General features: G+C 68.2%; 13 protein-coding genes. 5 read left to right on the top strand and 8 right to left on the bottom strand.

Features of this window, described 5'->3' with window-relative positions; genetic code table 11:
- The first annotated feature begins 9 nt into the window (after nt 1–9).
- Genes bioF through bioD form a run of 4 tightly spaced genes read left to right on the top strand, consistent with a single transcriptional unit; the run spans nt 10 to nt 3,436 of the window.
- Nucleotides 10–1,167: an 8-amino-7-oxononanoate synthase gene (gene bioF / locus JF515_RS18145; protein WP_203105861.1), complete on the top strand. Its 1,158-nt coding sequence runs from the start codon at nt 10–12 to the stop codon at nt 1,165–1,167.
- Nucleotides 1,155–1,973, top strand: coding sequence for a pimeloyl-ACP methyl ester esterase BioH (gene bioH / locus JF515_RS18140; protein ID WP_203105860.1), 819 nt, complete (start codon nt 1,155–1,157; stop codon nt 1,971–1,973). Before bioF ends, bioH begins: the two co-directional genes overlap by 13 nt.
- A complete protein-coding gene (locus JF515_RS18135; RefSeq protein WP_238401172.1) occupies nt 1,936–2,754 on the top strand; it encodes a methyltransferase domain-containing protein in 819 nt (272 codons plus the stop codon). The genes bioH and JF515_RS18135 overlap by 38 nt, the downstream gene beginning before the upstream one ends.
- Nucleotides 2,755–2,779: 25 nt before the next feature.
- The gene (gene bioD / locus JF515_RS18130; protein WP_203105858.1) at nt 2,780–3,436 is read left to right on the top strand and encodes a dethiobiotin synthase; all 657 of its coding nucleotides are present in this window, start codon (nt 2,780–2,782) and stop codon (nt 3,434–3,436) included.
- Between the two features lie 94 nt (nt 3,437–3,530).
- Here the strand turns inward: bioD and JF515_RS18125 are convergent, their stop codons facing one another.
- The 3 genes from JF515_RS18125 to JF515_RS18115 all read right to left on the bottom strand — a co-directional run bounded on the left by JF515_RS18125 (nt 3,531) and on the right by JF515_RS18115 (nt 5,304).
- Nucleotides 3,531–4,151 (bottom strand): YbhB/YbcL family Raf kinase inhibitor-like protein, encoded by a 621-nt coding sequence (locus JF515_RS18125; RefSeq protein ID WP_203105857.1) that lies wholly within the window; start codon nt 4,149–4,151, stop codon nt 3,531–3,533.
- Nucleotides 4,152–4,242: 91 nt separating this feature from the next.
- Entirely contained in the window at nt 4,243–4,704 is a 462-nt protein-coding gene (locus tag JF515_RS18120; protein WP_203105856.1) for a flavodoxin family protein, read from the bottom strand.
- Between the two features lie 108 nt (nt 4,705–4,812).
- A complete protein-coding gene (locus JF515_RS18115; protein WP_338015250.1) occupies nt 4,813–5,304 on the bottom strand; it encodes an Lrp/AsnC family transcriptional regulator in 492 nt (163 codons plus the stop codon).
- Between the two features lie 275 nt (nt 5,305–5,579).
- On the opposite strand from JF515_RS18115, the gene JF515_RS18110 reads away from it, so the two are divergent.
- Nucleotides 5,580–7,265: a 2-isopropylmalate synthase gene (locus tag JF515_RS18110; RefSeq protein WP_203105854.1), complete on the top strand. Its 1,686-nt coding sequence runs from the start codon at nt 5,580–5,582 to the stop codon at nt 7,263–7,265.
- Between the two features lie 242 nt (nt 7,266–7,507).
- On the opposite strand, the gene JF515_RS18105 is transcribed toward JF515_RS18110, so the two are convergent.
- The 5 genes from JF515_RS18105 to JF515_RS18085 all read right to left on the bottom strand — a co-directional run bounded on the left by JF515_RS18105 (nt 7,508) and on the right by JF515_RS18085 (nt 12,198).
- A complete protein-coding gene (locus JF515_RS18105) occupies nt 7,508–8,200 on the bottom strand; it encodes a type 1 glutamine amidotransferase (protein ID WP_203105853.1) in 693 nt (230 codons plus the stop codon).
- Between the two features lie 20 nt (nt 8,201–8,220).
- Nucleotides 8,221–9,306 (bottom strand): META domain-containing protein, encoded by a 1,086-nt coding sequence (locus tag JF515_RS18100; protein ID WP_203105852.1) that lies wholly within the window; start codon nt 9,304–9,306, stop codon nt 8,221–8,223.
- A 62-nt stretch (nt 9,307–9,368) separates the two neighbouring features.
- Nucleotides 9,369–10,040 (bottom strand): monofunctional biosynthetic peptidoglycan transglycosylase, encoded by a 672-nt coding sequence (mtgA, locus tag JF515_RS18095; protein ID WP_203105851.1) that lies wholly within the window; start codon nt 10,038–10,040, stop codon nt 9,369–9,371.
- 62 nt (nt 10,041–10,102) lie between these two features.
- Entirely contained in the window at nt 10,103–10,462 is a 360-nt protein-coding gene (locus tag JF515_RS18090) for a hypothetical protein (RefSeq protein ID WP_203105850.1), read from the bottom strand.
- A gap of 44 nt (nt 10,463–10,506) precedes the next feature.
- Nucleotides 10,507–12,198 (bottom strand): SulP family inorganic anion transporter, encoded by a 1,692-nt coding sequence (locus JF515_RS18085; protein WP_203105849.1) that lies wholly within the window; start codon nt 12,196–12,198, stop codon nt 10,507–10,509.
- Between the last annotated feature and the right edge of the window lie 72 nt (nt 12,199–12,270).

Below are 12,270 nucleotides of genomic sequence, written 5' to 3'. Positions count from 1 at the left end.
AGCACTCCATTGGGCTTCGACCTGCGCGCGCGCCTGGATGAACGGCGCGCCCGGCATCGCTATCGCCACCCCCGGGTACAGGACGCCCCCTGTGGCCGCGTCGCCCGGGTGGACGGCCGCGAGTACCTGAATTTTTGCTCCAACGACTATCTCGGCCTGGCCGCCGACCCGGAGGTCGGCGCCGCCTTCCGCGCCGCCGCCGAGCAGTGGGGCGTGGGCAGCGGCGCCTCCCATCTGGTGTGCGGCCACCAGCGCCCCCATCAGGAACTGGAGGAGGCCCTGGCCGCCCACACCGGTCGTCCCCGGGCGTTGCTGTTCTCCACTGGCTACATGGCCAACCTGGGCGTGATCACCGCCCTGGTGGGTCGGGGTGACGCGATCTTCGAGGACCGTCTCAATCACGCCTCCCTGCTCGACGCCGGCCTTCTCAGCGGCGCCCGCTTCCGGCGCTTCGCCCACAACGACGCCGATGCCCTGGCCGGGCAACTGGCCCGTTCCGACGCCGAGCGCAAGCTGGTGGCGGTGGACGGCGTGTTCAGCATGGACGGTGATCAGGCGCCGCTAGCGCCCTTGCTGGATGCCTGCGAAGCGGCCGATGCCTGGCTGATGGTGGATGACGCCCATGGCCTGGGCGTATTGGACGAGCAGGGCCGGGGCACCGCCTTCGCCCAGGGCGTCAATGAACGCCTGCCGGTGTACATGGGCACCCTGGGAAAGGGGCTGGGCACTTCCGGCGCCTTCGTGGCCGGTTCCGAGGAACTGATCGAAACGCTGATACAATTTTCCCGCAGCTACATCTACACCACCGCCATGCCCGCCGCCGTGGCCGCCGCTACCCGGGTGAGCCTGGCCAAGGCGCGCACGGAAACCTGGCGCCGGGAACGGCTGGCGGCGCTGATCCGCCGCTTTCGCCACGGCGCCGCCGAGCTGGGCTACGCGCTGATGGACTCGGATACGCCGATCCAGCCGATCCGCGTGGGCGAGGACGCCGACGCCCTGGCCCTGAGCCGGGCCCTGGCGGAGCGGGGCCTGCTGGTCACCGCGATCCGCCCGCCCACCGTGCCCGAAGGCCAGGCGCGGCTGCGCGTGACCCTGTCGGCGGCTCACCAGGAAGGGGACGTGGAGCGGCTGCTGGATGCCCTGGAGAACGCCAAGTGCCGAAACTGATTCCCTTCCACAACACCTACCGCGCCACCGGCGTGGCCGACCAGGACGCCGGTGACATCGTGCTGCTGCACGGTTGGGGGCTGCACGCCATTGTCTTCGACGACATCGTGCCGGCCCTGCTGGAGCGCTTCCGGGTCACCGTGGTGGATCTGCCGGGCATGGGCCAGAGCCCGCTGCCCGGCGACCCCTACACCCTGGATTTCCTGGCCGACCAGGTGGCCGCCGTGATGCCCGAGCGGGCCCACCTGCTGGGCTGGTCCCTGGGTGGCCTGGTGGCGCTGCGGCTCGGTTTGACCCGCCCGGAGCGGGTACGGTCCATCGTCACCGTGGCCACCACGCCGCGCTTCACCGCCAGCGACGACTGGCCGGCGGCCATGAAGCCGGAGATTCTGGAGGCCTTCGAGGAAATGTGCCGGGAGGATTACGAAGGCACCCTGGTGCGCTTCCTGGCGCTTAACTGCAAGGGTGCCGAGTCCATGCGCCAGGACGTGGCGCGGCTCAAGGAGATTCTTTATTTCTGCGGCTTGCCGGCTCACCGCGCCCTGCGCGAAGGGCTGGCGATCCTGCGCGACACCGACCTGCGCGCCGATCTGGCGAAACTGGCCATGCCGCTGCGGATGATCTTCGGCGAGCGCGACCACATCGTGCCGGCGGCGGCCATGACGGCGGTGCAGCCGCTGCTCAACGACCAGGGCGACACGGCGCTGATCGAGCAGGTCGCCCATGTGCCCTTCCTGTCCACCCCCGACACCTTCATGCAGGCCGTCCATGACTTCCATCGCCAACACCGCTTCGTTGCGTCCTGAATCCATGAACAAGGGCGCGGTGGGCCGGCGTTTCGGCCGCGCCGCCGCCAGCTACGATGCCCACGCCGGGTTGCAGCTGTCCTGCGCGCGCAGCCTGCTGGCCATGGGCCCGGAGCAGCTGGCCGGCGCCGCCGCCCTGGACCTGGGCTGCGCCACCGCGCCCCTGGCCCGCCAGCAGCGCGCGCGCTGGCCAGAGGCCCGCTGGCTGGCGGTGGACCTGTCGCCGGCCATGCTCGCCGAGGCCCGGGAACGGGGCCGCACCGGGCCGGACTACCAGCCCCTGTGCGCCGACGCGGAACAACTGCCGCTGGCGGACGCCGGCCAGGCCCTGGTGTTTTCCAGCTTCGCCCTGCAATGGTGTGATCCGGCCCGGGTAAGCCGGGAATTGGCCCGGGTGTTGATGCCCGGCGGTGGCCTGCTGCTGGCGGTACCGCTGGCCGGCTCCCTGTGGGAGATGTCGGAAAGCTGGGCCGCCGCCGACGGCCGCCCCCGGGTGAACCGGCTGCCGTCGGAAGCCGACTGGCACCGGGCCCTGACCGGCGCCGGCCTGGCGATTCAGCGGCATCAACGCCTGGGCATCACCGAGCACTATCCGGACGTGAAAACCCTGGTGCGCGCCTTCAAGGCCACCGGCGTGGATCACGTCCAGGGCGGCGCCACCGGTCTCACTGGCAAGACCGCCTGGCGCGCCATGGCGGCGGCCTACGAGGCGCGCCGCGAGGTCGCCGGCCTGCCGTTGAGCTGGGACGTCCTGTTCGTGGACGCCACCCGGATTCCCTGATCAACCCGACCGTTTCGAGGACCCCATGGCCGAGCCTTCCATCGCTACTCCGCCGCCGCTGCCGGTGCTGCGCGGCGTGTTCTTCATTACCGGCACCGACACCGAAGTGGGCAAGACCTGGGTCAGTTGCCGCCTGTTGGAAAGAGCCCGGGACGCGGGCCTGAGCTGCTATGGGCTGAAGCCGGTGGCGGCGGGCTGCGAGGATACCGGCGAGGGCCTTCGCAACGATGATGCTCTGCAATTGATGGCGGCCTCCTCCGTGGCGCTGCCCTACGAGCAGGTCAATCCGGTGGCGTTGAAGGCCGCCATCGCGCCACACATCGCCGCCCGGCGGGAGGGCAAGCGCATCGACCTGACCCGGCTTGCCGGCTATGTGCGCGGCGCGCTCAACAGCCATCCGGCGGATCTGGTGCTGGTGGAGGGGGCCGGCGGCTGGCGGGTGCCGCTTAACGACCGGGAGATGCTCGCCGGGCTCGCGGTGGAGCTGCAATTGCCGGTGATTCAGGTGGTGGGCATGAAGCTGGGGTGCATCAACCACGCCCTGCTCACCGCCGAGGCGATCCGCGCCGACGGCCTCGACTACGCAGGCACGGTGGCCAACTGTTTTGGCGACATGGAGGTGCGCGAGGATAACCTGATTACCCTGCGCCAGCACCTGCCCGGGGCTTTCACGGCGGTCTGAGCGGCGCCACCGGGCCCGGCCGGACGCTGTAGGAGCGGCTTCAGCCGCGATCGGGCTATCGCGGCTGAAGCCGCTCCTACAAGGAGGGCAGGGGTTAAACGTTCGCCTTCAGGGTGTAGGTGCCGGTAACGCTGGCCCGGTCGAGGATATGCCCCTGCATGGCCTTGACCACGTCCGGGCCGCGGAAATCACCGTCCAGCCCCAGGCTGGTCACGTCCAGGGCGTACACGGTGAAGATGTAATGGTGCAGGCGCTCGTCGTTCCAGGGCGGGCAGGGGCCGTCGTAACCGCCGTACACGCCTTTCATGTCCGGGTCGCCGGCCAGGAAGTCGGTGTAGTCGTTGGCGCCGCGTACCCCTTTCTCCACCCGGCCGGTGCTCTTGCCTCGCGGCGTCACGGAATTGGAGTCCTCGCCTTCGTCGATCTGGCGCACCTCGGCGGGGATGTCCACCAGCACCCAGTGATAGAAGTCGGCACGGGGCAGCTCCTCCGGCACGGTCTTGCCTTCCTGGTTCACGTCGGAGGCGTCGGTGGGCGCGTCCGGGTCCACCACCAGCAGGGCGAACCCGCGGGTCCCTTCCGGGGCGCCGTCCCAGACCACCTTCGGGTTGCGGTTGTCGCTGAGGCTCATGTGTTCTTTCGGGTCGGGAACGGCGAACGCGAACTGGCCGGGAATCGGCTTGCCTTCGCTAATGCCTTCGACGGTAATGCGCATGGTCTCCTCCTGATTGGATGACGATATCAATGCTGTGCGGGCCAGCCCGGCTTTTTCAAGGTGACCGGGGCGGTGGCGTCCTGGCAGGTTGCTAGAGGACACCGGCGTCCAGCCCGGCGGCCAGGTACAGGCCCAGTTCCTCCACCTGATCGACGAAGTCATCCCGCCAGTCACCCCGGCACAGCAGCGGCTCCTGGGCCCAGTTCCAGCGCAGCCCGGTGACGATGGATTCGATGGCCCGGCGAGTGCCGGTGCCGTCGTGGCCGGCGCGGATGTAGAGCGCGCAGGGTAACCCCTGCTTCTGGTCGATCACGGCGTAGTAGACGCGGTCGAAGAAATCCTTCAGGGCGCCACTCATGTAACCCAGGTTCTCGGTGGTGCCCAACAGGATACCGTCGCAGGCCAGCACATCTTCCGGGCCGGCCTCCAGCGGCGGCTTCCACTCCGCCCGAACCTGCTCAATGTCCTCGTGGCCGGCGCCGCGCAGAGCGGCTTCCGCCAGTCGGCGGGTGTTGGGCGATGGGGCATGAGCGACGATCAGTAAATTCTTCATGGCGTCCAGGTTAGCAGCGAGCGGGCCGGTATTTGTAGGAGCGGCTTAAGCCGCGATGAAATGCCGGGGCCGTGATGGCGCCATATCGCGGCTAAAGCCGCTCCTACATCAATTAATATACGTCAGCGGCACGGCGGTGGTGTCGATCACCCGGCGCATCACGAAACTGGAGCGCACCCCGCTGACCCCTTCGATGCGGGTGATCTTGTTGAGCAGAAACTGCTGGTAGTGGTCGATGTCCGGCACCACTACCTTAAGCAGATAATCCGCCTCCTGGCCGGTGACCAGATAGCACTGTTGCACCTCGGGGTATTCGGCCACGGTGGCCTCGAAATTGGCGAAGCGTTCCGGGGTGTGCCGGTCCATGCTGATCTGGATCATCGCGGTCAGGTCCAGGCCCAGCTGGCGCGGATCGAGCACTGTTTCCCGGCGCAGGATCACGCCGGCCTCCTCCAGCTTCTGCACCCGCCGGGAGCAGGGCGAGGGCGACAGGCCCACCTGTTCCGCCAGTTGCTGGTTGGTGAGGCCGCCATCGCGCTGCAAGGCGTCCAGGATGCGCACGTCGGTGCGGTCAAGTTTTGCCGGTGTCTTGTTGCTCACGCAATAAAATCCTGATTTCCGTTTTTGAGGCATGATAATATTGCTAAATGTGTCCGGTTTCGGGAGAAAAAGCAAGCACATTGCCGAGCCGCTGTCCTAGACTGTTTCTGTCGCCACGGGAAGATCACAAGTCCTACCGTGGCCGGTCGGGTTCCCGCCTTACCAGGCGGGAACCGGGGCCGATTTCGAGGCGCCACGCCGCCCCTCACCGGTGATCCCGGTCGCGGTGGAACGCCAGGCCAACCCGGCAAGACAACATAAATCTGGAGCAGCCCATGAGTTTCGATCATCGCAAGTACGCGCCCTTCGCCACCATCGACAAGCCGGACCGCCAGTGGCCGTCCAAGCGCATCGAGAAAGCGCCCCTATGGGCGGCGGTGGACCTGCGCGACGGCAATCAGGCGCTGATCAAGCCCATGTCGGTGGCTCAGAAGAAACGTTTCTTTCAGTTGCTGGTGGAGCTCGGCTACAAGGAAATCGAAGTCGGTTTCCCCTCCGCCAGCCAGATCGACTACGACTTCTGCCGCGCCCTCATCGAGGAAGACCTGGTGCCCGACGACGTGCACATCCAGGTGCTCAGCCAGGCCCGGCCGGAGTTGATCCAGCGCACCTTCGAGTCCCTCAAGGGCGCGAACAAGGCGGTGGTGCACATCTACAACGCCACCTCGCCCACGTTCCGCGAGCAGGTGTTCAACGTGGACAAGGAAGGCTGCAAGGCGATCGCCGTGCAGGCCGCCGAGTGGGTCCGTGACGCCGCCGCCAAACAGCCGGACACCGAATGGTCGTTCCAGTATTCCCCGGAGACCTTCAGCGCCACCGAGACCGATTTCGCCATCGAGGTGATCGATGCGGTCAACGAAGTGTGGCGTCCGGATCAGGGCCAGCGGGTGATCATCAACCTGCCGGCCACGGTGGAAGTGAGCACGCCGAACGTGTTCGCCGACCAGGTGGAGCTGGTACACGAGAACATCCGCTTCCGCGAGCATGTGCTGATCAGCGTGCACACCCATGACGACCGGGGCTGTGGCGTGGCCGCCGCGGAGCTGGCGGTGATGGCCGGCGCCGACCGGGTGGAAGGCACCCTGCTCGGCAACGGTGAGCGCACCGGCAATATGGATCTGGTCACCGCCGGCATGAACCTGTATGCCCAGGGCATCGACCCGGAGATCGACTTCTCGCGTATGAAGGAAATCCGCGCGCTGGTGGAGGAGATCACCGAGATCGATACCCACCCGCGCCATCCCTACGCGGGGGACCTGGTGTTCACCGCCTTCTCCGGCAGCCACCAGGATGCGATCCGCAAGTGTCTGGCGCGCTACCAGCCCGGCGACATCTGGCGCGTGGCCTATCTGCCCATCGATCCGCACGATCTGGGGCGCCGCTACGAGGAAGTGGTGCGCATCAACTCCCAGTCCGGCAAGGGCGGCGTGGCCCACGTGCTGGAGCGCGACTTCGGCATCAGCCTGCCGCGCTGGTTGCAGCAGGAGCTGGCCATGGTGGTGCAGCAGGACGCCGAGGAAGACGGCGGGGAAATCACCGGTGAGCGTATTCACCGCCGCTTCAACGGCGATTACCTGAACGTGCCGGCGGGCTGGACGCTGCGCTCCTACGACCTGCACCGTGCCGATGATGGCGTGCGCGCCCGCATCAGTGTCGGTGACGAAGCCGGCGCCACGGTGGAGATCGAAGGCCGTGGCGAGGGCGCCATGGGGGCGCTGGTGGACGCGCTCAACCGTCGCCACGGCTGGCAGATCCGGGTCGAGGCGTTCGATGAGTACTCGCTCGGCGACAACACCGAGGCCAACGCCATGGCCTGCGTGCGGGTGCAGGTGGGTGAGCAGGTGCAGAGCGCCGTGGCGCTGGCCGCGGACACTACCGCCGCCGCGCTGCAGGCGATCCTGTCCGCCGCCGGTCGGGTGGCCGCCGCCGAGGCCGAACAGCCGGTGCGCGCCCAGGCCTGATCCCCGGCGCCCACAGAAAAGCCCGCCCTTCGAAAGAGGGGCGGGCTTTTTTTGTGGGAGAGTGCTGGTTGGTTCCCTCCAGTCAGGCCGCGTCTCGGTGTGGGCCCCTTTTCGGGACCCTGTCAAACAGGATGTTTGACCGGGAGCCCCCATGGACGGGTTCACGGCGTTCCCGAAAAGGGGCCCACACCGAGACGCTCCGAGGTAGCGTCCCGCGCGGCTCCGTAGGGTGGGCGGGGCGGTCAGGCGAAGAAGAGGTCGAGTAGGCGGTGCAGGCGCTGGCGGGCGGCGTGGAACAGGGCCGGGTCGGCGAGCATCTCCGCCTCGGACTGCACCCAGGGGCCGCCGTCCGCCAGTTCGTCGGCGCACTCCCGGCACAGGGCGCGGGCGTTGTCCGGCGCCAGCTCCAGATGGAATTGCAGCGCCAGCACGTTATCGCCGTAGCGGAAGGCCTGATTGTCACAGCCCCAGCTGCGCGCCAGGTGCACGGCGCCCTCGGGAATCGCGAAGGTATCGCCGTGCCAGTGCAGCACCGGGGCGCTGTCGCTGAACAGGGCGCCCAGCGGATCGCCGGCGCCGGCCTCGGTGCTTTGCACCGGGAACCAGCCGATCTCCCGTTCCGGGTTGGTGGTCACCGGCGCGCCCAGCACGCGGGCGATGAGCTGGGCGCCCAGGCACACGCCGAGCACCTTCTTGCCGCCCTGGATGCAGGCCTCGATCAGCCGCTTTTCGTCGGCCATCCAGGGGTAGCGGGCCTCGTTGTCGGCGCCCATGGGGCCGCCCATCACCACCAGGGCGTCCAGATCCTCCGGCGCCGGCAGCGGGTCGCCCTGGTACAGCCGCGAGGCATTCACCGCGTGGCCGTGGGCGTCGAACCATTCGGCCAGGGTGCCGAGCTTCTCGAACGGCACGTGGGAGAGATAATGAACGCGCATGGGCCTGCTCCTGGGCGTGATCAGTAGAGGTATTCCGCCCGCAGCACCGCCAGCGGTTCCCCCTGGTCGTCGAGCAGGGTGAGGCGCTGGCCTTGCACCTGGTACCGGCGGGTGTTCTCCAGGGCGGCGACGAAGGCGTCCGCCACGTTGTCGCCGGTGCAGGCTTTTTCGGTGCGGGTCAGATTGCTCAGGGTAAGGCCATTGCCGTCGGTTTGGTATTGGCCCTGCAGGGTGTTGCAGCCGGTGGCGCCCTTCAGGCGGTCGCCGTCACGGTGCAGCACCAGATGCGCCTGGGCGGCCTGGTCGACCGGTGGCGGCGCCGCGCGCTCGCCGACCCGCTCCAGCTTCCAGTAGGTATTGATCAGACCGGCGCTGGCGCTGGTGGGGCTCAGCGGCAGGGTCACGTCCTGGCGTTGCCCGTCGTTGGCGAGCACCCGTCGTGGCGCGGGCAGGGCGAGCAGGGTGGCGCCGTCGGCGATGACCCGGGCGTCCAGGCCATAGCGGTGGTCGCCGTTGACCCGCGCCTGGTCGAAATAGAGCCGGAACGGCATGGACATATCCCCCTCCAGGGACAGGCGCGTGAGCCGCCGGGCCAGCTGGCCGTCGCCTTCGCCGTCGCTGGCGGACAGATCGCGCAGGGTGAGTACCAGCACGCCGTTGTCGGGCACGGCGCCGGCCTCGGGGAGCGTGACCCGCCCTTCCAGGGTGCCAATGCCGGCTGGATCGCGGCGGTATTCCCCGGCAAGGGGCGACTCGCCCTCAAGGGTCAGTGACGGGTTGTCCAGTGAGACCCGCAGGTCGTCCTCGGTGAGCGTGTCGCCCCCGCTCAGATAGTGCAGGGTGACGGCGTCGTCGGTGGCTTTTTCCCAACGCAGTCCGCGGCGTTCACCGTCGCCGACCAGATACAGCTGGCCCTGATCCTCCAGCACCAGGGCATTCAGGTCGCTCTCGCCCCGTGGGCGCCAGATGCCCGCCAGCCCTTCGCGTACTTCCGTGGCCGCCGGTTGCGCCGCCGGGGCGTCGGCGGTGGACGGCGCCGGGGTATCCGGGTCGTCGCAGGCGGCGAGGGTGAGCAAAAGGGGAAGAACGAACCACAACGGTCTCATACTGCTTTCTCCATGAGTCGGTGGGGCGGCGCCGGTTCGGGCGGGGCGCCGGCCGGATGAGTTCAGGGCGACGGAATACGTACCAGGGGAAGCTGTTGCTGAATCCACTGGCTGCGTTGCTGCACATAGTCGGTGGTGCCGCGCACGTCGTAATAGCTGGGCCGGGGCAGCAGCACCGCCAGCTGCGCCGCCTGGTCCGGTGACAGCTGGTCGGCGTCGACGCCGAAGTAATGGCGGGCCGCCGCCTGGGCACCGAACACCCGGTTGCCCCATTGGGCGGTGTTCAGATAAAGCTCGAGGATGCGCTGCTTGGACAGGGTCAGTTCCAGCATCAGCGCGATCAGGGCTTCCTGGCCCTTGCGCACATAGGTCTTTTCGCCACTCAGGTAAAGATTCTTGGCCAGTTGCTGGGTGATGGTTGAGCCGCCGGCCACCGGTCGGCCCGCTTCCTCATTGCGTTCCATGGCATGACGGATGCCGCGCCAGTCGAACCCGAAGTGCTCCACGAAGCGGGCGTCCTCGGAGATCAGCACCGCCCGTTTCAGATCGTCGGCGATGGCGTCGTAGTCCCGCCATTGATAGAGCACGCGGCCGTGTTCCCGGGCCCGCTCCATGAAAGCGGTGTCCTTGGGGTTCTGACCCCGCAATTGCAGTACCTGGCCCAGGTACCAGAGCTGCGAGCCGATGGCGGCGATCGCCAGCAGCCCCAGCACGGAAAAAAAGAAACGCTTCATTCGGGATGTCGCATCCTGTCCATGGGACCCTGATTTTCCCGGAAACCGGGCGGCTTGTCAGGTCAGCGACCGGGAACCGCCGGCATGGCGCCTTTGGATCGGGCGTCGCCATCGCCCTCAAGCCCGAAGTCGCGCTGGTCCGGGTAGGTTTCCTGGCGCAGTTCCCGCAGTCGTCGGGTCATGGAGGGCTGCTGGCCGTCCCGGCTGGCGGCGCCACGCTGGCCGATGGACTCCGGCGAGGCGCCGGCGCCGCCGAGATCGGTGTCCGGGGTTTCCGGCACGCTGCGCAGGCGGTCGTAGTCCAGCCCGTAGTTGTAATCCTCACTGTAGATTTCGTCGCCGCGGATGTAGTCATAATCGTCGGCGGCGGCGATGCCCGCCAGCGCCAGCAGCGCCAGCAGCAGGGTGCGCACAAGGTGCATTCCTGGCTCCTCGTCGAGCGGTGGTCCGGTTCTGTTCGACCGGCTCAGCCGGTGGCGGTTCCAGGGCCGCCGAGTGCCTCGATAGCGTCCCGGTTGTTGACGAACAGGTTGTCCTCGCCGAGCCGGGCCAGCAAGCCAGTGTGTTTCATGACGTCCCGGACTTGTTTCTTGACCCCGGAAAAGGCCAGGCGCACGCCGCGCCCGGCCAGGTCCCGGTGCAGCCGCTCCAGGGTTTCCACGCCGGTGGCGTCCATGGCGTTCATCGCCGAGGCGCAGATCAGTACCACCTGGATATCCGGCTCGGCCCGTAGCCGCTGGCGCACGAAGCGATCCAGCAAGGGCGCGGTCAGGTAGGTGAGCGAAGCATCCAGGCGCAGCGACAGCACCCCGGGCGCCAGCGGCGGCAGGTCGTGCAGGCGCCGGTCGCGCAGGGTGCCGGCCGGGTGCAGGCCCAGCTCGATCAGGCGCGGGTGGGCGCGCCGGTAGAGGAAGAACAGCATCGCCAGCACGAAGCCGGTGAACACGCCCCAGTGCAGGTAGGGCACCGACACCAGGGTCACCACGAAGGTGGCCAGGCCCACTAGGCCATCGTCCACGGAGGCGCGCCACAGGCGTACGAACGCCATCGGGCTGATCAGCCCGAACACCGGCACCATGATGATCGCCGCCAGGATGGCCCGCGGCAGGTGCTGCAGATAGCCGGTGAAGAACAGCAGACACAGCAGGGTGCACAGTGCGGCGAACAGCGCCGACCAGCCGCTGTTGGCGCCCACGTAGCGGTTCAGGGCGGTGCGCGAGAACGAACCGCTGACCGGGAAGGCGCCGCTCAGGCCGCTGGCCACCTTGGCCAGCCCCTGGCCCACCAGTTCCTGGTTCTGATCCCACAGGCGGCCGTCCGGGGACGGCAGCGAGCGGGCGCTGGACATGGCCTCGGTGAAGCTGATCAGGGCGATGATCAGGGCCGCCGGCAGCAGTGCCCGGTGTTGCTCCAGGGTCAGGCTGGCGGGCCAGCCGAATTCCGGCAGGCCGGCGGGCACCGCGCCAACCACGGCGCCGCCCAGGCCGGCATAGCCGAGCAGGGCGCTGGCGGCGATACCCAGCACGCACACCACCAGCACCCCGGGCGCGCGTGGCAGCCAGCGTTTTTGCAGCCATAGCAGCAGCATGGCGCCGGGGCCGAAGGCCAGGGTCCATAGCCAGGCCGGGTCCGGGTGGGCCAGGTGGCCGCCCAGAGCCGTGAAGGCGCTCCGGAGGCCGCCACCGTCCACGCCCAACAGAGCGGGCAACTGGGACACCAGGATGATCAGGGCGGCGGCGTTGAGAAAGCCGGTGATCACCGCGTTGGAGACGAAGTTGGCGATCAGCCCCAGGCGCAGAGCGCCGAGCAGGAACTGGATCAACCCGGAATAGATCGCCAGCCAGATCGCCAGGGTCACCCATTCGCCGCTTTCCGGCGTGGCCATGGGGCTGATGGCGGCGAAGGTCAGCAGGCTGGTGAGCGCCACCGGGCCCACCGCCAGCAGCGGCGAGGAGCCCCACAGGATGCCCACCACCCCGGGCAGCAGGGCGGCGTACAGGCCGGTGACCGGCGGCATACCGGCCAGGGTGGCGTAGGCCAGCGCCTGAGGTACCAGCACCAGGCCCACGGTGAGGCCGGCAAACAAATCCTGGCGCAGGGATTGGCGGGTGGGACGGGGCCAGCCGAGGAACGGCAGCAGGCGCGTCCAGAGGGTCATGGAATACTCCGGCGAAACAACCACGGGGCGCCCGTTGGCGAGGGCGCGAGAAGGGTAAAGAAAGTGGTTATA

Origin of the sequence: Alloalcanivorax marinus, assembly GCF_016785095.1 — a bacterium.
Lineage (GTDB): Bacteria > Pseudomonadota > Gammaproteobacteria > Pseudomonadales > Alcanivoracaceae > Alloalcanivorax > Alloalcanivorax marinus_A.
This window is presented reverse-complemented; position numbering and strand designations above follow the sequence as displayed.